This is a genomic window from Thalassotalea ganghwensis (assembly GCF_053485795.1).
The window spans coordinates 212,188-235,571 of sequence record NZ_JBQRUM010000004.1 but is presented as its reverse complement, the minus strand read 5'-3'; the positions used below and the strand labels follow the sequence as shown (position 1 = coordinate 235,571).

The following is a 23,384-nucleotide window of genomic DNA, read 5'->3' as shown; positions in this document are numbered from 1 at the left end:
CAATTTATTTTGGTAATGCAAATAAGAATGATTTGCATTTGTTTTTATCGTCAATTAATATGCAACAAATTGTTTTAACAAACTAGAGATTATTGAGATGTATAAGAAATTGACGACGTCATTCGCATGTTTAAGCATTGTGCTGGTGTTTACATCACTAATGCTTTCATTGGGGCTATCAGCAAAAAGTGTTGATGAAAATAGCTTTAGAGTAGTAAGTGCTGGAGGTACGATAACCGAGATTATTTTTGCATTGGGTGCACAAGAGGTATTGGTAGGTGTTGACCAATCTAGCCTTTACCCTGAACAAGCCTCAACATTACCTATGGTTGGTTATTACCGAAGTTTGTCAGCAGAAGGAGTTTTATCACTACAACCGACTGATTTGATTACTATCGAGGGTGCGGGTCGGCCAGAGTCTTTATCCCTTATAGAGCAAGCGGGTGTCTCTGTTCATATTCTTAATAAACCAGAAAACATTGAACAGCTTTTACAATTAATTGCAGACGTTGGCTCTGTGTTTGATCGGCAACAAGAGGCTAAAGTCTTAGCCGATTCTATTAAAGCCGATTACCAACGGTTAATCGATCAAAACACCGAAAACCATGACAATGTAAAAAAACAGTTAAAGGCGCTTACTGCGATATCGATTACTGATCGAGGCGTTGTTGTTGCTGGCGTTGAAACGGTTCCTAACTTTATTTTTGATTCGTTAAACATTGACAATGTTGGCAAGACTCATCGTGGTTATAAGCCGATGAATATTGAAGCGTTATCAGTCAATCAACCGGATTTTATCGTCGTTCCTGAGCATGTGGCTAAAGAACTCGGCGGCAAGGAGACCATCTGTCGCTTGCCTAGTATTCGCCTGCTTGATGCGGCTAAGCAGTGCCACGTGTTGGTCATGGATAGCTTGTTAAGCTTAGCGCTGACGCCACGAGTGGCACAAAGTTTAAAGATCGTTGACCAATACAAGGTATTGATCAATGACTAGCATAGCAACCAGTAACGTTGCCACTTGGCATAAAGCACATCAATATCGGTTTGAACTCATCATCGCTATAGCGATGTTAATGACTATTATCGTTGCGATGATTTCACTGTCTTTTGGTCCTGCCGTTTGGTCGTGGAAGCTATCGTTTGCTTGGTTATCACCGGCAAGTTTTCCTGAGTTCAGCCAATTACAACTTAATGTGGTCTCCGAGATCCGCCTGCCACGACTCTGTTTGGCGTTGTTAATTGGTATTTTATTAGCCCAAACCGGTGTCGCAACACAAGCACTATGCCGAAACGCGTTAGCGGATCCCTCAATCATTGGTGTGACGTCGGGAGCCGCTGTTGCTGCGGTGTTTTTAATATCAATGGGAAAATACTATGACATTAATGTTCATTTTTGGTTGCCAATTGCGGCGTTTTTCGGGGCATTAATTGTAACCTTGTTAGTCTATACATTTGCTCATCAACAGGGACAGGTCAATGTCGCTAATTTAATTCTAATTGGCGTAGCCCTCAATGCTATCGCATTCGCACTCATCGGTTTACTAAGTTACCTTGCCGACGATAGTGCTTTAAGGTTGATTAACTATTGGACTATGGGGTCGTTGGCAGGCGCAACTTGGGAAACATTGGCTAATGCATTACCGTTAATGCTTATTGCTTTCATTGGCTTGTTGCTGATCAGAGATAAGCTAAGTCTACTCATGTTAGGTGAAGCTCAAGCTCGTTATATGGGGGTGGAAGTTAGTAAGCTTAAACAGCAAGCCATTTTCTTCGTTGCTATTGGCGTCGGTGTTGCAGTAGCGCTAGCTGGCATTATTGGCTTTATCGGTTTAGTGGTCCCTCATATATGTCGATTATTAGTGGGGCCAAACTTGAAAAGGTTAATGCCACTGAGCATGGTGGTTGGCGCTTTAGTAATGTTACTTGCTGATTGGATAGCAAGAAACGTTGTCTCACCAGCGGAACTGCCTCTGGGTATTATTACCGCGTTATTGGGAGCACCACTGTTTGTTTATTTATTAGTTAAACAACGGGGCCATCATGCTTAATTTTAATAATGTTAATGTTAAAAGAGGCCGAGAAAATGTGCTGCAATCGGTTAGTGCCAATGTTAGTCCTGGTGAGCTTATCGCTGTTATTGGTGAAAATGGTGCGGGAAAATCGACATTGCTTAAAGCCATTACCGGTGAGTTACCTGTTGAAGGAGAATTAACTTTTCACAATAAAGTTATGTCAGCTTATCAACCAAGTGAGTTAGCACAGCATCGTGCGGTGATGTCACAGCATTTGTCATTGCCTTTTGATATTCCCGTTTGTGAGTTTGTTGCTATGGGGCGCTTTCATTTTAATGAAACCACCATTAATACTCATCAGGCAGTAGAGCAAGTAATGAGTGCAGCGGGATTGAGCCATTATATTAACCGTACAACAGCTCAGTTATCAGGAGGGGAGTTTCAGCGCTTACAATTAGCACGTTGCCTCGCTCAGCTTGATGCACTCTCACCGGATTGTCGCAATAAGTTAATGTTACTGGATGAGCCAACTTCCGCTTTAGACCTTCGTTATCAGCATAAACTACTGCAATTGGTTAAAAAGTTTACTGACGCTGGTAACGCGGCACTGATAGCAATCCATGATTTAAACTTAGCTGCCATTTATGCGAGCCAAATTTGGTTAATCGATAAAAACACGTTACGAAAAGTAGGGCATGCTCACGACATATTGCGGGAAGACGTGTTAACAGAGGTTTATCAAACTCCAATGAAGGTGTTTGAGCACCAATCAATTTCAAATCCAATTATTTATTCATCACCGAACTAATTCAATATAATAATTTTTAAGGAGTATTTATGCGTGAACAAGCAGTAAATCAAGCGCGACTTTTTACAAGGCAAATTAACAATGGCGTTTTATCGACGGTGTCTAAAAACTTACCGGGCTATCCCTTTGGTTCGGTGACACCATTTATTTCTGATTCTCAAGGACATATTTATTTTTATGTCAGTGATATCGCTCAGCACTCACGAAATATGAGCGAAAACTCGAAAGTTAGTTTGACATTATATCAACAAGCAGCGCAGGGCGATCAAAATGAAAATGCGCGAGTAACCCTAGTAGGGGATTGCGTTAAGGTTTCTGGTGAGCAACAAGACAGCTTAATTACTAAATATGTTAATCAATTCCCATCAGCGGCAAGCTATCGACAAGCTCACGATTTTGCTATCTGGCGTTTGGATATCATCCGTGTTAGATACATAGCAGGCTTTGGTAAGATTTTTTGGTTGGAGGCAGATGAATGGCAACAAAATGCAGCACCATGGGACGATGCCCAAGAACAACGGGTTATCGAACATATGAATGAAGACCATGTCGATGCGATGACATTAATACTGGCACACCAGTTTGGTATAGATTGCCAAACACCAAAAATGAGCGCGGTATTAACCGACGGATGTTATTTACAGACAAATAATACGCGTTTTTTTATACCTTTTAGCCAGCCATGTTTATCGATAGGTGATATTAGAAAAGAGCTGGTTGCTTTGACACACAATGCGCGAGCCGCTTAGCTGCGTTTACTTGAGATAAAAAAGCCACTTAATTTAAGTGGCTTTTTACTTTCAAGACTTAACTAAAATTTAGAAATTGAAGCTTAATCTAGCATAGAAATAACAACCTCTAGCGCTATAAGTTGCAGGATCATGACCACCATCAACGGTTGATGCAAGAATAGGAGGCTCTTCATCGAATAGGTTATCAATACCCAAGGTTAATTTACTTTCCCAATACTGAGGCATACTGTAGCTAACCTGTGCGCCATGCTTAACGTAGTTGTCAACTTTCGGCAATTCGATAACATCGTCATCACTATCAAGTAAGTCATCGATGTAACTAACATTCCAACTTGCTTCCCACTGATCTTTTGCCCAGTTTACGCCACCGTTAAGTTTGATTTGCGGGAAAGAGGCACCACCGGTTACTAAACCTGCTGAATCAGTGCGATTTTCAACACAATTACGAATGTCTAGTTTAAGTAAGGTATTGCGTCCATTTACCACTGCATATCCGACTATTAAATTAAATTCAACAGTCGACAACTTTAATTAACTAAAAATTTTCATTTTAGGTGGTTTATTGATCGAATACATAATATCTTATATTGTATACAATAATGATGGGTAAAAATGCCATCATAAAATAATTAATAAGGGAAACATGTATGAAAACGTTTAAACTAACTACTCTCTCAGCCGCATTGCTAGCAACTATGGCGTCAACACAAGCTTATGCCAACGACGTAAACCAAGAAACTGCCGATATTGAGGTTGAAAAGATCTATATCACTGGCTCTCGTATTGCACGAGCAGAAGTAGCATCATCTTCTCCAATCACTGTTGTAACTAAAGCACAGTTAACGAATTTAGGGATTAGTGACGTAAGTACAGCATTACGCAGATTACCTGCTTTGACGGGTGCTACCGCCAATAATCAGAGTAGCGCGGGGGCAAACAATATTCAAACTGCAACTTTACGAGGAATTGAAGCGACTAATACGTTAATCCTTGTTAATGGCAGACGATTGGTCGGCTCTGACGAGAGTGGTTTGGTGGATCTTTCATCAATACCGTTTGAAGCTATTTCGCAAATCGAAGTTCTAAAAGATGGTGCTTCTGCTATTTATGGCTCTGATGCTATTGCGGGTGTAATTAACATCAAAACTCGTCAACGTTATGAAGGGTTTGAAGTTAACGCCCATTATGGTCAATCATCAAAGGGTGATGCACAGGAACGCAAGCTAGGTCTCGTTATGGGAATTAGCGGTGAAAAAGGCAGTGTGATGATCGCTGCTTCATCGAGCAACAATAGTGGCTGGGAAGAAACTGATCGTTATATGACCAAAGATACCGATCAATCCTATTTAGGCGGTGAAGATACTAGTTCGAGCACTGCCCCTAATGCTATGTTGTCTGGTTTTGGTCTGCCTGATGGAAAATGGACTGTTTTAGATGCCAATAATCCTTCAGTCGTCGTTCCTTTTGATTATCCAACAATGGGTTACAATTATCGTGCCGCTCAATCTGGGGCGAATGATAATAAAACAACCAGTGTTTATGTAACGGGTGACTATGAATTAAATGAAGATACAACATTTTTTGCAGAGTTATCAATTCATGACGGCTTTGTGCAAGGCAACCAAGCATCTCCTGGTGTTGATACTGCTTATTATGGTGATAATATTGATACGCCAGATGCATTTAAACGTTACCCGGTAGTGACAATTGATGAAGATGGTAATGAGGTAGTTACAAATTACGGTGTAGGGCCTAATCAAAAATATAACCCATTTGGTCAGCCAGGAAATGTCGCCAGACGCTTTAGTGAGTATGGCTCTCGTATTTATAAAAGTGAAAGCGACATTTTACGCTATACATTTGGCTTAACAGGTATAATTGCAGAAGATTATGACTATGAGTTAGTTTTCTCAAAGCAATCGGCGAAGTTAGTTCGAGACGGTGGCGTGCAGCCTTCGATTAAAATGATTGAACGCGCACTTTCAGATGAGTGTGAAACTGAAGCTGATCCTGATTGTGTCGCGTTAAATGTTTTTGGCCCTGAAGGTTCTATTACTCAAGAAATGCTCGACTTTATTAATGTCACAGCGCCGATGCAAACAAACAAGAATGATCTCATGTTCTTCCAAGCAAGTATCGCAGGACCTGTTATGTCGCTTCCTGAGGGTGATTTAATGTTTTCTTCTGGTATGGAGTATCGTGAAGAGCAATTATCGTTGTCAGTAGACCAAGCGCAAAGAACGGCAACATTTGACGTTTCATGGGGGGGCTCTGTAACACCAGTAGTGTCTCCTGTTCGAGAGATCAAAGAGTTTTATTTAGAGTTAGCAGCGCCAGTTTTTGAAAACTTTGATGTTGAAGCGGCAATTAGATATAGCCAATATAGTGATATTGATGAGAATACCACTAACCCTAAATTAGGTGTTAATTATCGACCATTAGATAATTTAAAATTTAGAGCTACATACAGTACTGGCTTTAGAGCGCCTACTATGGCTGAGATGTATCAAGGTAGAACATCTTCCATCAATACCAACTTATATGATCCTTGTAATCCAAATAATAAAGAAGGGTTTGTTGCGGATCTGGCAGGCTGTGCTGGCTTAAACCCTGCATTTATTAAAAATACGATTCAAAGCAACGACATTATTGGTGGTGGTAACCCCGATCTAGAACCTGAAAAAGCAACCAATATGACCTTGGGTATCGTTTACGAGCCTCTAGAAGATCTTTCTTTTACGCTTGATTATTACGATATTGAGCAAGAAGATGTCGTCTTTGCAAGCTCTAGATATGTTATCGATCAGTTTGTCGCGGGTAATGCAGAATATGCAAATGATGTAATTCGTAGTAATAATGGTAAAGGGTATATTCAGACAATTTTCTCGCCAGCAAATAATATCGCAGCAAGAAATTTATCAGGTATTGATTTAAATGCGCATTACATGGTAGTTGCCGATAATGGCGATGAGTGGCGTTTCAACTTAGATTTAACTCGCGTTACTCAATTTGATGTGCAAGCAACAAGTGACGAAGCGTTTGAAGATATTACTGGTACCTATAGCAGTGCTTTTGGCAGTATTCCTGAAACTAAAGCCACCTTACAAGTAGACTGGTCTCGCAATAATATTCGAGCCACATGGGATGCTACTTATAACTCAGAAATTGATGCTGGAGATAGCGGTGCTCTTGATGCCACAGTATTTCATAATGTACAGGTCGGCTACTTCCTAGAAGATTACGATACAGATGTACATATGGGGTTACAGAATGTATTCGATAAAGAACCACCGTTCTTTACTGCAAACTTAACGGGTACTGATGACAACTTATATTCATTCCGAGGTCGTTTTATCTATGTAGGTATGAAAACAACATTTTAGTTAGGTAATTTGTTTTTTTTTGTTGTATTAATAGCTGTTGCCTCATTGGCGACAGCTTTTTTTACATGGTTTTGAACTAAAGAATCAATTAATTTATTGATGATTATCGTGATGCGATGATGTAGAAGAGAACCTTTCCATGGCCAAGTATTTATTGTCAACGAATTGTTCAATGCCATTGCTTTCCAATTTAATTTCCCCTATATTTGCCCGCTATTATTCTGAGATCGCAGCTTCTCTATTTTGATAGGGTGCGCTGTTTATCTCCAACTGTATTAATTCGATAAAAATGCAAGCGACGCTTGGTGTGCGCCGCCACTGTAAAAAAAGGAAATCTCATGCCTGTTATTACGCTCCCTGACGGAAGTCAACGCTCTTTTGAAACTGCTGTGTCGGTAATGGATGTTGCCGCTGATATTGGCCCAGGTTTGGCTAAAGCGACCATCGCTGGTCGAGTGAATGGTGCATTGGTCGATGCTTGTGAATTCATTAATGAAGACGCCAACCTACAATTAATCACCAGTAAAGATGATGAAGGTTTAGAAATAATCCGTCACTCATGTGCGCATTTACTTGGACACGCAATTAAGCAGTTATGGCCTGATACAAAAATGGCGATAGGACCTGTTATCGATAATGGCTTTTATTATGATGTCGATCTTGAACATGCAATTAATGAAGATGACCTAGTTAAGCTAGAAAAGCGCATGACTGAACTTGCCAGAACTGGGTATGACGTTATTAAAAAGACGGGGAGTTGGCAAGATGCTGTTGACGTATTTGCAGAGCGTGGAGAAGACTACAAGTTAGAAATTCTAAACGAAAATATTGATAAGTCAGATCGTCCAGCACTTTATTTTCATGAAGAATATATTGATATGTGTCGCGGTCCTCATGTACCTAGTATGCGTCATTGCCATCATTTTAAACTAATGAAAGTCGCAGGGGCTTACTGGCGTGGTAACTCTGAAAACAAAATGTTGCAGCGGATTTACGGTACGGCTTGGGCAGATAAAAAGCAGTTAAAAGCATATATCCAGCGTTTAGCTGAAGCTGAAAAGCGTGACCATCGTAAAATTGGTAAAACGCTTGATTTATTCCATTGGCAAGAAGAAGCACCAGGCATGGTGTTTTGGCATAACGATGGTTGGACAATTTATACAGAGCTTGAAAAGTTTGTTCGTGAAAAACTTCATGAATATGATTATGACGAAGTAAAAGGTCCGTTGATGATGGATCGCGTACTTTGGGAAAAATCAGGGCATTGGGATAAATATGCAGAAAACATGTTTACCACAGAATCTGAAAAGCGTGAATACGCGATAAAGCCAATGAACTGTCCTGGTCATGTTCAAATATTCAATCAAGGTTTGAAATCATACCGTGATTTACCACTTCGTATGGCGGAATTTGGCTGTTGTCACCGTAATGAACCTTCAGGTTCGTTGCATGGTTTGATGCGAGTTCGCGGTTTTACTCAGGACGACGCTCATATTTTCTGTACAGAAGACCAAGTGCAATCAGAAGTCACTGAATGTATTGAAATGGTCTATGACGTATATAAGTCATTTGGTTTTGAAGATATCCTAGTGAAATTATCAACACGACCAGAAAAGCGAATTGGTAGTGATGAAATTTGGGATAAAGCTGAGCAAGGCTTAGCGAATGCATTGACAGATTTAGATATTTCTTTTGACTATTTACCAGGTGAAGGTGCATTCTATGGGCCTAAGATAGAGTTTACCTTGCTTGATTGTTTAGGACGTAATTGGCAGTGTGGAACAGTACAGCTCGATTTTGCGTTACCGGAGCGTTTAGGTGCTACCTATGTTGGTGAAGATAATGAGCGTTACACACCGGTGATGATCCACAGAGCGATCTTAGGTTCATTAGAGCGATTTATTGGTATTTTGATAGAAGAATACACTGGAAAGTTCCCGACATGGTTATCGCCAGTTCAAGCAACAGTGATGAATATTACCGATAAACAAGGCGAATATTGTCAAAATGTTGTTAAAAAATTAAAAGAAAATGGATTTAGAGTAAAACTAGACTTGAGAAATGAGAAGATAGGCTTTAAAATTCGCGAGCACACATTAAAGCGTGTTCCATATTTGTTAGTCGTAGGCGACAAAGAAATGGAAAGTGGCGAAATTGCTATTAGGACACGCAGTGGTGAAGATTTAGGTAAAATGTCAGTTGATGATTTTATCGCTAAACTAAGCGAAGAAGTAAAATCACGCAGTTAATGATATTATCTTAACTGATGTTTATTGTTTTTTGGTTCTTTGGAGGAACAGACTATTAAGAATGGTCAAAGAGGCGGGCAAACTGAGCCAGCACATCGTTTAAATGAGTTGATTACGGGTACGGAAGTACGTTTAATTGGTATAGATGGTGAAGCCATTGGCGTCGTTTCGTTAGATGATGCAATGGATAGAGCGGAAGACGCAGGAGTTGATTTAGTTGAAATCAGCCCTACAGCGAAACCACCAGTTTGTCGCATAATGGATTATGGCAAGTTCCTCTACGAAAAAGCTAAGGAACAGAAAGAACAACGCAAAAAGCAGAAACAAATACAGGTTAAGGAAATTAAATTCCGTCCTGGTACAGATGAAGGCGATTATCAAGTGAAATTACGCAGCTTGAAACGCTTTTTAGAGGATGGCGATAAAGTTAAAGTAACTTTACGCTTCCGAGGTCGCGAAATGGCGCACCAAGAATTGGGGTTGGATTTGTTAAATCGTGTTAAAGAAGATTTAGCAGAATTAACCACAGTTGAGTTTTTCCCTAGAAGAGCGGAAGGACGACAAATGGTGATGGTATTAGCACCTAAAAAATAATCAATAATTGGTTTATGCAAGTAGTCATTAATTTAGGTTAATGGCTCACCATTATTGTTTTTAACGGGTAATTTTAGGCTTGAAAGTAAAACATTTTATTTTGAAATTGTTTTCGCCTAAATTACTAAATGTAAATGGCAACAGCAGTGATGCAAATTATTGCTGAGAATGTGGAGTAATATTCAATGCCTAAAATGAAAACTAACAAAGGTGCTGCAAAGCGCTTTAAGCCAACAGCTTCTGGCTACAAGTTCAAACAAGCTGGTCTTCGTCATATCTTGACTAAGCGCCGTACTAAGGTTAAGCGTCATCTACGTGCTAAGTGCATGATCGCTGCTTCTGACGTTAAGTCAGTTAAAAAACTTTTACGTCACGCTTAATAGGAGATATCGACAATGGCAAGAGTAAAACGCGGTGTTGTAGCACGTCGTTCTCATAAAAAAATCTTAAAGCAAGCTAAAGGCTACTACGGTGCTCGTAGTCGCGTTTATCGCGTTGCTTTTCAAGCTGTAACTAAAGCTGGCCAATATGCTTATCGTGACCGTCGTCAACGTAAGCGTCAATTCCGTCAACTTTGGATTGCTCGTATTAATGCGGCAGCTCGTCAAAATGGTTTATCTTACAGCCGTTTCATTAATGGTCTTAAAAAGGCTTCTATTGAAATCGATCGTAAGATCCTAGCTGACATCGCAGTATACGATAAAGCAGCATTCTCTGTTTTAGTTGAAAAAGCGCAAGCTTCTTTAGCATAAACAAGAGATTTTATAAGGGAAGGGGCGCTTAGGCGTCCTTTTCTGTTTTAACGTTTGAGAATATATATATGAGCCTAGCTGATAAAGTTTTATCTGTTAACAATGACCTACCAATTAGAACTGATAGCCCTGTTCACAGTGGTAAAGTTCGTTCTGTATATTGGTTAACGAAAGAAGATAGCCAACGTTTAATAAAAGAAAAATCTTATGACGTACCAGACGATACGGCATTAGCTATTATGGTGATCAGTGATCGCATTTCAGCATTTGATTGTATCTGGCATGGTGAAGGGGGCATGAAAGGTGTTCCTGGGAAGGGGGCAGCACTTAATGCTATTTCCAATCACTGGTTCAAGCTATTTAAAGACCAAGGTTTAGCAGATAGCCATATTCTCGACATACCACATCCCTTTGTTTGGATTGTTCAAAAAGCCCAACCAGTAATGATTGAAGCGATTTGTCGTCAATATATTACCGGCTCAATGTGGCGTGCATATGAAAAAGGTGAGCGTGAATTTTGTGGTATTAAATTACCAGAAGGTTTAACCAAAGACAGCAAACTACCACAATTGTTACAAACGCCATCTACCAAAGGTATTTTAAAAAATATTCCTGGTGTACCTGAAGCAGACGATGTAAATATTACTCGTAAAAATATAGAAGATAATTTTCAAGCGTTTAATTTTAAATCTGTTGAAGATATTAGCTTGTACGAAAAGTTACTCACCGAAGGTTTTAACGTCATCTCTAATGCCTTGGCGTCTCTTGATCAAATTTTCGTCGATACTAAGTTTGAATTTGGTTACGTAAAAGATAAACACGGAAATGATAAGTTAATATACATGGATGAAGTTGGCACACCCGATTCATCAAGAATATGGGACGGCGAACAATACCGATTAGGTCATGTTGTTGAAAACTCAAAAGAAGGTTTCCGTCAGTTGTTACTTAAACATTTTCCTGACCCAGATATTTTGCTTAATAAAGACAGAATGGCGGAAAGAACTGCGTTAGCAGCGAACAATGAATTACCCTCAGATGTCTTAATGTCAGTTTCGAAAACTTATATTGATATCGCTGAAAAAATTACCGGGCAAACTATCCACTTAAGTGATAATCCCAAAGCTGAAATAATTGAAATTCTTAAAAACGACTATCAGTTAATCGACTAATCATCTTTACCCTATGAAGCTATTCATAGGGTACTTTATTTTTCCCTCCACAATATTTGTCTATAAATTTTACATATGTCTAGTTTTGTTTTTTTTGTTATTTTCTAATGCATTGATATTTAACGTTTAGTTTTTTTTGGTGTTTTTTTTGCTTCTAGGCTATTTGAAGAGGTATTACGGAGTCCTTCAGAATAAAAATAACCTAATGGAGTTAAACTATGTATCTAAAAAATATACTGTTGGCGACAGCCACATTCGTTTTAATGCAGCCGTATGCAATAGCGGGGCTGCTCAAAAGCTCTACCAGTGTTAATATCACCGAAAGGTACTGCCCTGAAGTAACCCAAGATTTTCAAGGTTACCTAGACAAGTGGGGCGATTATATGACGCTTCAAACACAGCAATATGCTTGTGTATTTAATACTGAATGGGAAGCAGGTTTTGAGAATGGTTCACCTGGTATCAAAACAACTTATCAGGCCACCCAGCAAAATTTAACTAATTCTTACATAGAGAACAGTGATGGTGATATTTGGTTGGACGCTGTTTTAGATAATAGCGAACTTGCTTTGCCTGAAGCTCATTTTTTAGTTCGGTCTCAAGAATCTGAAAGAAATTCGGTTAATTTATTTTCGGGGCAATCATTTTTATGGCAAGGGGAGTCAACAACGCTTGTTTTTTCGGCACTTTTTGACTTCTCTATGTCAATAGAGCAATGGGGACCAGATCCTGATTCTTGGTATAATCTGCACATTGGTGCTAATAAAGGCATGATATTTAAAGATGGAGAACTTATTCCTAGTGAACAAGGTCAATCCCTCGCATATAACGTATACCAAAGCGTTAATGATGTTAATATTATTGATTCAAATATAAACTATCGTGAGTTAATGATAAGTTTTGATGTTGAACAAGGTGATGAGTTTCAATTATGGGGGCGTTCCCAAGCATGGGCTCTTAATGGCGGTTGGGTTGATTCTAGAAACACAATGACTACACAGTTAGGGGTAGAAGGTTTAACAGAAAAAGAAAGCCAGGAAATCTTTTCTAGAAATTTATCTATTGTTTCCGTACCTGAACCAAACTTGTTATCGATATTTATACTAACGGTACTGTTTTTGATAAATAACCGTAGATGTTAAAGTAATACTTTGAGAGTTTGCTGATAAAAACGAGTGATATAACTCGTTTTCTTATAACTAAAATTTGTAAATTCTAACCCTTCGTCTACCTTTAGAAAGTGTACCTTTTGTCAAAGGAGACAATATGAAGTGTATAAAACTAACAATAATAGCCATGGCGACATTAGTGTCATGTTCTGTATTAGCTGATATAAACTTCTCTGGTTTTGCTAGTATTAATGCTGGTCGAGTATTAAGTGGTGACGGCGCACCACAATACGATGTTCCTCCTACCTTTTTAGCCGATTATCCGCTGGTTTCTGCTTATGAAGAGCAATGGTCTTTTAAACCGGAAAGCTTATTTGGTTTACAAGTTAGTGCGGATTTAACCGAAGGGCTATCAGCAACCGCGCAATTTGTATCACGAGGTGCTGATGATTTTTCAACCAAACTTGAATGGGCCTATGTTTCTTATGAGATTAACGAAAGCTGGACACTGCAAGCAGGTAAAAAGCGCTTGCCTTTATTCTACTACTCTGATTTTTATGACGTAGGCTATGCTTATGTGTGGATGCGCCCGCCTGCTGATAACTACACTTGGCAAATTTTTAATTACAATGGTATTAATGCGCTTTATCAAGGCTCCATTGGAGATTGGTCAGTAGCGGGTAACATTTATTTTGGCCGAGAAGATAGTAAAGATAATAGGTTACTTAGCCAATTCTTCTTCCTAAAGCCAACCCGAGAAATATGGAAAGATATTATTGGTGGTGTTGTTAATTTTAGTAATGATTGGTTTGAGGTCAGATTAACACATATGCGCTATACTAATGAAAGGTATTTCAGTGGCAACAAAGAAGTATGGGATAATGGCACAAGCGAGCGTGATGGTAAGTTTTATGGCTTATCAATGAATGCTGATTTTGGACAGTTATTTGTGTTAACAGAGTTAAATCGATTAAACCTTGATAATACCTCTGATACAGGCATGATTTCCATCGGTTATCGAATGGATGGTGTAACACCTTACATAGGTTATTCTAGGTTTAAAGAAGATGCATTTGATGGTGAAAATCACAATACCACCTTTATTGGGTTGCGGTGGGATTTTCACGATTCAGCGGCTTTTAAGTTACAGTTTGACGAGGTCGAGGATAACTCGTTTAAGTTGGCTGTAGCAGGTGATGGTCGGGCGTTGACGTTCGGCGTAGATTTAGTTTTTTAGAGGATGAAACCATGAAATTTAAAATATTACCGGTTTTATTGCTAGGATTTGCATTTCCAGCATTAGCTGAAGTTGCAGTGATTGTTCATCCTTCAAACGGAAATGAAATTGATAAGGCATTTATTAAGAAAGCTTTTGTTGGCAAAGTTAAGTCATTTGAGAATGGTGAAGGAATCATTGCTATCAACCAAGAAAGTGGCAATAAATCGACGGAAGAGTTCAATGAAAAAATTCTTAATAAATCAGCTAGCCAGTTAAAAGCTTATTGGTCAAAGCAATTATTTACTGGCAAAGGGACGCCACCAAAAGAAGTTTCGAGTAATGAAGAGGTTATTCAACTAGTGGCTAGCAATCCCAATTTTATTGGCTATGTAGATGCCAGCCAAGTTAATGATAGCGTTAAAGTTATTGGCGTTTATTAACTGTAACTAGAATCAACGGTTAACAATAAAAAAAAGCGATAATATCTGGTTAGGGTATTGTCGCTTTTATGTTTTCGTTAGCTTGAATTTTAAAAGTTTCGAAATTCATAGATTTTCTTGAAAAAAGCGATATTTACTCTACTTTTTCGCTGTTTTTTTGTGTAAAATCACTGACCATTTTTAATCTATACAGTCTATCCAAAACCGTCATTAATTAAACGGTTTCAGAGGAAATCATGAATTTAGACGAAATAATTTTGCAGGCCGAAAAAGAAATAGCGCAAGCTTCCGATCTTAGTCAGTTAGATCAGGTACGCGTTAGCTATTTAGGCAAAAAGGGTGTCTTTACAGAGCAAATGAAAGGCTTGAGTAAATTACCGAAAGAAGAAAAGCCTAAAGCTGGCCAAGTTATCAATATCGCCAAACAAAAAGTTCAAAAATTATTAACAGAGCGTGGCGAGTTATTACGTTCTGAAGAAATCAAACAAAAGTTAGCCGCAGAGTCAATCGACGTCACCCTCCCTGGTCGTCGCAGTCAATCTGGTGGCTCTCATCCAGTGACACGTACTATTGAACGAATAGAAAGTTTTTTTGGTGATTTAGGTTTTTCGGTTAAGCAAGGTCCAGAAGTTGAAGATGACTTTCACAACTTTGACGCACTCAATATTCCTGAGCACCATCCTGCTCGTCAAGATCATGATACCTTTTACTTTAATCCAAAGTTGGTTTTACGTACGCAAACCTCTGGTGTACAGATAAGAACTATGGAGAAAGAAAAGCCACCATTGCGCATTATCTCTCCGGGGAAAGTATATCGTAATGATTATGATCAGACTCATACACCAATGTTCCACCAAGTAGAGGGACTTATGGTCGACAAAGATGTTAGTTTTACTCACTTGAAAGGCATTTTACATGATTTTCTGCACCACTTTTTTGAGGAAGATTTAGAAATTCGCTTTAGACCTTCATATTTTCCGTTTACAGAGCCTTCGGCTGAAGTCGACGTTATGGGTAAGAACGGCAAATGGTTAGAAGTGTTAGGATGCGGTATGGTGCACCCTAATGTTTTAAAAGCAGTAGGGATTGACCCTGAAGTATATTCTGGCTTTGCTTTTGGTATGGGAGTCGAGCGCCTTACCATGTTACGTTACGGCGTTAATGACCTTCGCGCATTTTTTGAAAATGATCTTCGATTCTTAAAACAGTTCAAGTAGGAAAGCCAATCGTATGAAATTCAGTGAATCTTGGTTAAGAGAGTGGGTAAACCCAAATAATACGTCTGAAGAGCTTGCTCATCAGATCACTATGGCAGGACTGGAAGTTGATGCTGTTGAACCAGTAGCACAAGAGTTTACGGGTGTAGTCGTTGGCGAGGTTGTCGAGTGTGGTCCTCATCCAGATGCCGACAAATTGCAAGTTACGAAAGTCAATTTAGGGCCTGATCATAACGATGGTGAGCTAGCAGATATTGTCTGTGGCGCTAAAAACTGTCGTTTAGGATTAAAAGTTGCCGTTGCCACTGTTGGTGCGGTTTTACCCGGTAACTTTAAAATTAAAAAAGCAAAACTTCGCGGCGTTCCATCTAATGGTATGCTCTGTAGTGAATCAGAATTAGGTATGGCTGAAAGCTCTGATGGTATTTTAGAATTACCTCAAGATGCGCCGGTAGGACAATGTATTAAACAATACCTTGACTTAGCGGATGTAACCATTGATGTAGATTTAACAGCAAACCGCGGTGATTGTCTCGGTATAAAAGGCTTAGCACGGGAAGTAGGTGTTTTAAACGGTGTTGAAGTTTGTCAGCCTACTATTAACGCAGTTGCTCCAACAATCGATGAAACGCGTAATATTACCTTATCTGCCCCTCAAGCTTGTCCTCGCTATCTAGGTCGCGTGATTAAAGGTGTAGATGTAAAAGCAAAAACACCATTATGGATGGTCGAAAAGCTAAGACGTAGTGGTATTCGTTCAATAGACGCTATTGTTGATATTACCAACTATGTATTACTTGAATTAGGTCACCCAATGCACGCGTTTGATTTAGCGGCTATTTCAGGCGATATCGATGTACGTTTTCCTAAAGCTGATGAAAAACTCGTCTTACTTGATGAAAACGAAGTGACGCTTAAAGCAGATACATTATTAATCGCAGACAATGAAAAAGCGTTGGCGATGGCAGGAATTTTTGGTGGTCTTCATTCAGGCGTCACCGATAAAACGGTAGATATATTTCTAGAAAGCGCGTTCTTTTCTCCATTAGCAATCTTAGGTAAAGCACGTCAATATGGCTTGCACACTGATGCATCTCACCGTTACGAGCGAGGTGTTGACCCAGAGTTGCAACGTGATGCGATGGAGCGAGCAACACAATTATTATTGGACATTGTTGGCGGTAATGCTGGCCCTATCGTTGAAGCGAAAAGCGATGAACACATCCCAAGTGCTCGTACTGTAACCTTACGTCGAGAAAAATTGGATGGCCGTATTGGTCATCATATTGATGATGTTAAGGTGAATGATATATTAACGCGTTTAGGTTTTGATGTCGCTTTTGAAAACGATGTGTGGACAGTTGATGTACCGGCTTATCGTTTTGATATTTCGATAGAAGAAGACTTAGTAGAAGAGGTCGCTCGGATATTTGGCTATAACAATATTCCCAATATTTCTCCAAAAGCAACGTTGGCGATGCGCGCACAAAAAGAAGAAAATCTTCCGTTAGCCAAAATTCGTCAGGCGTTGATCGAAAATGGTTATCAAGAAGCGATCACCTATAGCTTTGTAGACCCTAAAATTCAACGGTTGATCCATCCAGAGCAGGCGGTAATGACTCTGCCGCATCCTATTTCGTCTGAGATGTCGGAGATGCGAGTTAGTTTGTGGACGGGACTATTGCAAACTGTTGTTTATAATCAAAATCGTCAACAAGCTCGAGTACGACTTTTTGAAACCGGACTTCGTTTTATTCCTGATGAAAACGCAGAGAATGGTGTAAGACAACAAGCGCTTTTATCTGGTGTTATCAGTGGCTCTCGTGAGCAAGAGCACTGGAATATGGAAAAAGCCAGTGTCGACTTCTATGATATAAAAGCGGATGTCGAGGCGGTCTTAGCATTAACGGCAGAGCCAAGTGCCTATGATTTTGTTGCTGCAGAATTATCAGCTCTTCACCCTGGTCAAACGGCAGCAATATACAAAAATAACACCTTAGTTGGTTACGTTGGTACCTTACACCCTGAATTAGAAAGGAAATTAGGGCTTAATGGTAGAACATTAGTTTTTGAATTGTTGTTAGACGAAATTTCAACACGAAAAGTTCCTCAAGCCAGCGATATATCACGCTTTCCTTCAAATCGTAGAGATATCGCCGTTATCGTTGATGAGAAAATTAATGCAAAAAAAGTGTTACAACTCATTGAAAAGGTTGGCGGAAATTATTTAGTTGATCTAAACTTGTTCGATGTATACCAAGGTAACGGTATCGAGCAGGGCTTTAAGAGTTTGGCAATAGCCATGATTTTGCAAGATCAAGAAAAAACCCTTGAAGAAAAAGACATCAATGATGTCGTAAATCGTGTGGTCGATACATTAAAAGTTGAATTAAATGCATCACTGAGGGATTAAGCAATGGCGCTAACCAAAGCAGAAGTAGCAGAACATTTATTTGAAAAAGTAGGTCTTAGCAAAAAAGATGCTAAAGACATGGTTGAAATGTTCTTTGAAGAGATTCGCTCGACTTTAGAAAGTGGAGAACAAGTCAAACTTTCCGGGTTCGGAAACTTTGATCTTCGAGAAAAAAGTGAACGTCCTGGTCGAAACCCTAAAACAGGTGAAGACATTCCTATTTCTGCGCGTCGCGTCGTTACGTTTAGGCCGGGGCAAAAGCTGAAAAGCCGCGTAGAAGACGGTAATGGTGGTGACTAACCTTTGTTAATGGGGTAACTACCCGATAACTTCATTGGTTGTTATTTTGTCTATCAGTGACCTAAAAGATGCAAGGAGAAAGCATGAGTTTACACTCATGCTTTTTTTATGTTTGTTTTTTGGCAAGTTTGCGCTTAAATAATGACGAAACTATCATTGGTATGCCTAAAAATAAGATAGAAGATGTCATTATTGCAAAGCAAGCACCCGTAATAAGTGCTTCAGCCGACAAGGGGATTGAAGGGATAAAGCTTTGCATTGTCGCATGCGCTTTTTCGATATTAACGTTTTTAACAAAGTAGAAAAGTTGATAAAGGTAGTTGTCATGATTGAGTTGTGCTAATTGTAATTGATAAGACTCTACCGCTTTAAAGGTTGTCTCTACCACGCCACCGACATTGTTGATTGCAGCATCGCTATTGTTTTTAAAACTGGTAACTAGCTTTTCAAGTGAGCCTTGATATTGCTGGTCTGCTATTAACTGGTATTGCATCAATTGCGATTTTGCTTCTTCTAAATGACCAGATAACCGTTGGCGATAGGCATTGATAAATGCAGGAAGTTGCAATCCGATGATAAAACTTAAGGTAAAAATAATTCTATCACTTAGGGTAGTAATAACATTTTTCATAGCGTATGTTTGAACTAATCTCCATTATTTATAAAGTACTTAGCACTAAATATAGAGTAAACTAAAAGCGTTTAGTGTTAAAATAAAACTAACGCGTAACACTTGTCGAGGCCATTTTGCGACGCAGTCACCACCCAGAGCATGAAGTTCAATCATTTAATTGGCAAGTCATTTCTTCGTTAATTCCTTATCTATTTGAATTTAAAACTAGAATATTCCTCGCATTGCTGTGTCTAATTGCCACTAAGCTTGCGAGTGTTTATATGCCTTTTGTCATTAAAGATATTGTAGATTTGCTTGATCATAATAAAGAACACAGCGTCTTTATTGTACCCACTGCATTGGTAGTCGTTTATGGCTTAGTAAGACTCTCTATCATTCTATTTGCAGAAATAAGGGATACTTTATTTGGTCGAGTGACAGAACGGGCTATACGACGCATTGGACTACAAGTTTTTGAACATTTACATCGTTTAGAACTCGATTTTCATTTAGATAGGCAAACTGGAGGCTTATCACGAGATATTGATCGAGGCACATCCGGTATCAGCTTTTTAATGCGATTCATGGTGTTTAATATCGTGCCGACGTTATTGGAAATCATCATGGTTATCGGTATTCTTTGGTATAACTATGGCGTTTGGTTTGCGATTATCACGGCATCTTCAATCGTTCTTTATGTTGTTTTCTCAATCTATGCGACAGAATGGCGAACTGGCTTTATACGCGCGGCTAATAAAGCAGATTCTTCAAGCAATACACGTGCAATAGATAGCCTACTCAATTATGAAACGGTTAAGTATTTTACTAACGAGGCTTATGAAGTAAATGCTTATGATAAACAACTAGAGCAATGGGAAAATGCTAAAATACAAAATCGTTTGTCGCTTTTTGCATTAAATGGTGGACAAGCGCTAATTATTTCGTTGTCAATGACATTAATGTTAGGTCTATCCGCTTATAAAGTGACTTACCAAGAAATGACATTAGGTGACTTCGTTTTGATCAATGCATTTATGATGCAGTTATTTATGCCGTTGAACTTTCTCGGCTTTGTTTATCGTGAAATAAAAGGCTCTCTGGCCAATATCGAGCAGATGTTTTCGCTTTTGGAGCGAAAACCCAAAATAGTGGATGAAAACAATGCGCCTAATCTAGAAATATCTCAAGGCCATGTTAGTTTTAACCACATTTCTTTTGGTTATAAAAATAATCGAAGTATTTTAAAAGATGTTTCTTTTGAGATAAAGCCAGGGCAAAAGGTGGCTGTTGTCGGTGAGAGTGGGTCGGGCAAATCGACACTTGTTAAACTCTTGTTCCGTTTTTATGATGTCAGTGAAGGGGAAATTTGTATTGATGGAAAAGCGATACATCAGGTAACTCAAAGTAGTGTTCGCCAACACATTGGCATAGTACCTCAAGATACCGTGCTTTTTAATGACAGTTTATTTGAAAATGTTAAATATGGTAACCCTCTCGCAACAGCGCAAGAAGTTAATCGTGCGATAGATTTAGCGCATCTTCGAAGCTTTGTAGATGCATTACCTGAAGGAGACCAAACCGTTGTAGGAGAAAGGGGTTTAAAGCTTTCTGGTGGTGAGAAGCAGCGGGTAGCGATTGCAAGGACGATATTAAAAGCACCTCAAATATTAGTATTTGACGAAGCAACGTCATCGCTTGATAGCCATTCAGAACAAGCCATTTTAAAGGCGATTAAAGAAGTCGCGAAAGGACATTCAAGTCTAGTGATTGCTCATCGGTTATCAACAATTGTCGATGCAGATAATATAATTGTCCTCCATCAAGGTGAAGTGGTTGAACAGGGTCGTCATTCGGATTTACTCGATAAAAAAGGGCGCTACTACACCATGTGGAAAATTCAGCAGTCCGAGCAAAACTAAGGTTTTATCTATGCAATTCTCTAATATGCCAAATAATGTCGCGGTGATTAAAACTCAACGTTGGATTGAACAAGTGATTGTTGGCTTTAATTTTTGTCCTTTTGCAAAAAAAGAATTATTGAATAATCGAATTTATTACCATGTTGTTGATACAAAAAAAATGAAATTAGCGGTCAATGAAGTTATTGAACAATGTCAGTACCTTTGCAATAACCCGCAAATAGAAACGACACTGGCATTGTTTCCTGAGCATTATAATGATTTCTATCGATATTTAACCCTAGTAGAGTTGTGTAATGAAGCGCTTTTAGACGATGAATATGAAGGCGTATTTCAATTGGCTAGCTTCCATCCTGAATATTGCTTTGAAGGCGAACCATTTGATGACCCAGCTAATTTTACTAATCGGTCACCGTATCCAACTATTCATATTATCCGTGAAGAAAGTCTGGAGAAAGTGCTTTCTTTATATAAAGCACCTGAAACTATCCCTATAAATAATATTAACTTTGCTCGTAGTAAAGGGACATCGTTTTTTCAAAATATTCTTCAGAGCCTATAATGAGTTTAGTTTTGTGCAAATCGCGAAGTTAAATTTTCTCTTACGGTAACGGTAAGTTTTAGCGTGAAGAAATTATTGTATTGGCTAAAAAAGCTTCTTTTAAACGCCGTAGTGCCATTATTTGTGAGTTATGGGTATAATAGTAACCCAATAGATTTAGCAGTAAAGACTTGGTCGTAAGGTATTCGTGGATAAAGAAGCAGTAGTTAAAGTAGGTGGTAGTGTCGAGAAAGCTCTAGCGGGTGATTATCGGATTAATGTTGGTGATGTATTGAAAGAAGCTTGGGCACTCACTAAGGAAGCAAGAGTATCGATTAATATTGGTTTATTGTTTTGTTTAGTCGTATCGGGCTCCATTTTGTATTTTGCTGCCAGTTACTTTGGTGATTTTAAAGCGCTCTTAGAAGATCCGCAGGCTAATTTAGCAGTGAATGTGATTGTCACGCTTTTGGTTTCGCCGTTTATAGTTGCTATTGAAATGATGGGGATTTTTCATGCTGTTGGTGTTAAAACTCACCCAAAAATCATTTTTGCTTTTTTAAAGCAAGGGGCACTGGTTGCAGCTTGTGCATTATTATCTTCGTTAATAATTTCTTTAGGCTTAAATTTATTGATTGTACCAGGCGTTTATTTATTGGTCGCGCTTTCGTTAACATTGCCGCTTATCGTGGAAAAACGATTAAGTCCCTTTAATGCTATCGTGGTTTCAATAAAAGCGACTCGTTACCAATGGCTTGCGCTGTTTTCTCTCTATGGCGTTTTGTTTTTTGCACTGGTCGTGGCCTTTATTCCAATGATAATGCTTGCCAACTCTTCGTTACAACTGCTGGGCGGTATTTTATTTTTCTTGGCCTTGAGTCATTTGGCACCGATGTTCTATCATGTTAAAGGGATCCTGTATCGAGAGATTTTTGGGATGACCTTAGCTGTCAAGGAAGGGCAAAATGATGCCCAAGATAATATTTTTAATGCGTAAAGGAACTGAATGATGAGTGTATTAAATGTTAACATGCTTAGCAGAGCGGTTATTCTTTTGCTAGTTGGCTATGCATTAATTTTTCCATTTATTAATCAGTCACTTTATAGTACTAAACAAAAAATTGTTAAAGAAAAGCCAAAAAAGGTGGTAGAGCAACCACTGCATGATATTGATTTACCTGATTTTTCAAGCTTTACTGACGTTAGAGCCAAGAAAGAGGCGTTTTTTTCGTTTATAGAGCCAGCAGTCATTCAGGAAAATAGAGAAATTCTTGAATTAAGACAACGAATTTTGAACATACAACAAAGTTTGGCAAGTGAGCAAAAGATAAATGATAAGGATGCCAATTTTCTTAATGAGTTATCGCGTTCTTATGGCGTAAAATCTTATCAATCGACTGATGAGCAAATTAGCAAATTACTGCTTAAAGTCGATATCATTCCGAATGCGTTGGTATTAGTGCAGGCGGCTAATGAATCTGCTTGGGGTACGTCAAGATTTGCGAGAATTGGTCTGAACTTTTTTGGGATTTGGTGTTACCGAGAAGGATGTGGCATGATCCCTAACGGTAGAGATGATGGTGCTCGTCACGAAGTAGCAGCCTTTGACTCTGTAGAACATGCCGTTGAACGCTATCTTCACAATATAAATACCCACAGCGCTTACAAAGTCTTTCGTACCATACGTCATCAATTAAGAGAGAGTGATCATCATTTGGCGCCTGAAATACTAGCAACAGGTTTATTACCTTATTCAGAAAGGGGCTTTGACTATATCACTGAAATTTCTGATATGATCAGACACAATCAACGATATTTTACGGATGAAGTCAGTGAGTAGAATGTCATATAAAAAGGTGTCTCTACAGTTATATACAGTAACTTTTAGTGT

At 38.9% G+C, this 23,384-nt stretch carries 22 protein-coding genes; 20 read left to right on the top strand and 2 right to left on the bottom strand.

The features are described from left to right. The first annotated feature begins 145 nt into the window (after positions 1 to 145). Genes ACSLUH_RS06150 through ACSLUH_RS06135 form a run of 4 tightly spaced genes read left to right on the top strand, consistent with a single transcriptional unit; the run spans position 146 to position 3,569 of the window. Positions 146 to 994 (top strand): heme/hemin ABC transporter substrate-binding protein, encoded by an 849-nt coding sequence (locus ACSLUH_RS06150; RefSeq protein ID WP_448565414.1) that lies wholly within the window; start codon positions 146 to 148, stop codon positions 992 to 994. Then, positions 987 to 2,048 carry a FecCD family ABC transporter permease gene (locus ACSLUH_RS06145; protein WP_448565413.1) on the top strand — a complete coding sequence of 354 codons (1,062 nt, stop codon included), beginning with the start codon at positions 987 to 989 and terminating at the stop codon, positions 2,046 to 2,048. The genes ACSLUH_RS06150 and ACSLUH_RS06145 overlap by 8 nt, the downstream gene beginning before the upstream one ends. Next, positions 2,041 to 2,820 carry a heme ABC transporter ATP-binding protein gene (locus ACSLUH_RS06140; RefSeq protein ID WP_448565412.1) on the top strand — a complete coding sequence of 260 codons (780 nt, stop codon included), beginning with the start codon at positions 2,041 to 2,043 and terminating at the stop codon, positions 2,818 to 2,820. The genes ACSLUH_RS06145 and ACSLUH_RS06140 overlap by 8 nt, the downstream gene beginning before the upstream one ends. Before the next feature lie 29 nt (positions 2,821 to 2,849). Further along, positions 2,850 to 3,569, top strand: a complete 720-nt coding sequence (locus ACSLUH_RS06135; protein WP_448565411.1) for a HugZ family pyridoxamine 5'-phosphate oxidase — start codon at positions 2,850 to 2,852, stop codon at positions 3,567 to 3,569. 69 nt (positions 3,570 to 3,638) lie between these two features. On the opposite strand, the gene ACSLUH_RS06130 is transcribed toward ACSLUH_RS06135, so the two are convergent. Next, complete coding sequence (locus ACSLUH_RS06130) at positions 3,639 to 4,097, bottom strand: porin family protein (protein ID WP_448565410.1); 459 nt, start codon at positions 4,095 to 4,097, stop codon at positions 3,639 to 3,641. Positions 4,098 to 4,219: 122 nt separating this feature from the next. On the opposite strand from ACSLUH_RS06130, the gene ACSLUH_RS06125 reads away from it, so the two are divergent. From ACSLUH_RS06125 to ACSLUH_RS06070, 12 genes are all read left to right on the top strand, one after another. Continuing rightward, entirely contained in the window at positions 4,220 to 6,955 is a 2,736-nt protein-coding gene (locus ACSLUH_RS06125; protein WP_448565409.1) for a TonB-dependent receptor, read from the top strand. Between the two features lie 338 nt (positions 6,956 to 7,293). Then, complete coding sequence (gene thrS / locus ACSLUH_RS06120; RefSeq protein WP_448565408.1) at positions 7,294 to 9,204, top strand: threonine--tRNA ligase; 1,911 nt, start codon at positions 7,294 to 7,296, stop codon at positions 9,202 to 9,204. A gap of 39 nt (positions 9,205 to 9,243) precedes the next feature. After that, positions 9,244 to 9,798, top strand: a complete 555-nt coding sequence (infC, locus tag ACSLUH_RS06115) for a translation initiation factor IF-3 (protein WP_448565407.1) — start codon at positions 9,244 to 9,246, stop codon at positions 9,796 to 9,798. Positions 9,799 to 9,983: 185 nt separating this feature from the next. Next, entirely contained in the window at positions 9,984 to 10,178 is a 195-nt protein-coding gene (gene rpmI, locus ACSLUH_RS06110; RefSeq protein ID WP_448565406.1) for a 50S ribosomal protein L35, read from the top strand. Positions 10,179 to 10,193: 15 nt separating this feature from the next. Next, entirely contained in the window at positions 10,194 to 10,550 is a 357-nt protein-coding gene (rplT, locus tag ACSLUH_RS06105) for a 50S ribosomal protein L20 (RefSeq protein WP_074499380.1), read from the top strand. A 68-nt stretch (positions 10,551 to 10,618) separates the two neighbouring features. Further along, the gene (locus ACSLUH_RS06100) at positions 10,619 to 11,722 is read left to right on the top strand and encodes a phosphoribosylaminoimidazolesuccinocarboxamide synthase (protein WP_448565405.1); all 1,104 of its coding nucleotides are present in this window, start codon (positions 10,619 to 10,621) and stop codon (positions 11,720 to 11,722) included. Between the two features lie 218 nt (positions 11,723 to 11,940). Next, a complete protein-coding gene (locus ACSLUH_RS06095) occupies positions 11,941 to 12,864 on the top strand; it encodes a hypothetical protein (protein WP_448565404.1) in 924 nt (307 codons plus the stop codon). A 124-nt stretch (positions 12,865 to 12,988) separates the two neighbouring features. Further along, on the top strand, positions 12,989 to 14,068 hold the full coding sequence (locus tag ACSLUH_RS06090; RefSeq protein WP_448565403.1) for a porin: 1,080 nt from the start codon (positions 12,989 to 12,991) through the stop codon (positions 14,066 to 14,068). A gap of 11 nt (positions 14,069 to 14,079) precedes the next feature. Beyond that, the gene (locus ACSLUH_RS06085; protein WP_448565402.1) at positions 14,080 to 14,490 is read left to right on the top strand and encodes a type 2 periplasmic-binding domain-containing protein; all 411 of its coding nucleotides are present in this window, start codon (positions 14,080 to 14,082) and stop codon (positions 14,488 to 14,490) included. 233 nt (positions 14,491 to 14,723) lie between these two features. Further along, positions 14,724 to 15,707: a phenylalanine--tRNA ligase subunit alpha gene (gene pheS / locus ACSLUH_RS06080; protein ID WP_448565468.1), complete on the top strand. Its 984-nt coding sequence runs from the start codon at positions 14,724 to 14,726 to the stop codon at positions 15,705 to 15,707. A 13-nt stretch (positions 15,708 to 15,720) separates the two neighbouring features. After that, positions 15,721 to 18,120 carry a phenylalanine--tRNA ligase subunit beta gene (gene pheT, locus ACSLUH_RS06075; RefSeq protein WP_448565401.1) on the top strand — a complete coding sequence of 800 codons (2,400 nt, stop codon included), beginning with the start codon at positions 15,721 to 15,723 and terminating at the stop codon, positions 18,118 to 18,120. 3 nt (positions 18,121 to 18,123) lie between these two features. After that, positions 18,124 to 18,420 (top strand): integration host factor subunit alpha, encoded by a 297-nt coding sequence (locus ACSLUH_RS06070; RefSeq protein ID WP_448565400.1) that lies wholly within the window; start codon positions 18,124 to 18,126, stop codon positions 18,418 to 18,420. Positions 18,421 to 18,526: 106 nt separating this feature from the next. Here the strand turns inward: ACSLUH_RS06070 and ACSLUH_RS06065 are convergent, their stop codons facing one another. Beyond that, a complete protein-coding gene (locus tag ACSLUH_RS06065; RefSeq protein ID WP_448565399.1) occupies positions 18,527 to 19,051 on the bottom strand; it encodes a DUF2937 family protein in 525 nt (174 codons plus the stop codon). Positions 19,052 to 19,167: 116 nt separating this feature from the next. Between ACSLUH_RS06065 and ACSLUH_RS06060 the strand changes: the two genes are divergently transcribed. The 4 genes from ACSLUH_RS06060 (at position 19,168) to ACSLUH_RS06045 (ending at position 23,333) form a co-directional block, all read left to right on the top strand. Then, a complete protein-coding gene (locus ACSLUH_RS06060) occupies positions 19,168 to 20,952 on the top strand; it encodes an ABCB family ABC transporter ATP-binding protein/permease (RefSeq protein ID WP_448565398.1) in 1,785 nt (594 codons plus the stop codon). Positions 20,953 to 20,962: 10 nt separating this feature from the next. Further along, entirely contained in the window at positions 20,963 to 21,514 is a 552-nt protein-coding gene (locus ACSLUH_RS06055) for a DUF1415 domain-containing protein (RefSeq protein ID WP_448565397.1), read from the top strand. A gap of 187 nt (positions 21,515 to 21,701) precedes the next feature. Next, positions 21,702 to 22,490, top strand: coding sequence for a hypothetical protein (locus tag ACSLUH_RS06050; RefSeq protein WP_448565396.1), 789 nt, complete (start codon positions 21,702 to 21,704; stop codon positions 22,488 to 22,490). A 9-nt stretch (positions 22,491 to 22,499) separates the two neighbouring features. Further along, positions 22,500 to 23,333, top strand: a complete 834-nt coding sequence (locus ACSLUH_RS06045) for a glucosaminidase domain-containing protein (protein WP_448565395.1) — start codon at positions 22,500 to 22,502, stop codon at positions 23,331 to 23,333. Positions 23,334 to 23,384 lie beyond the last annotated feature (51 nt).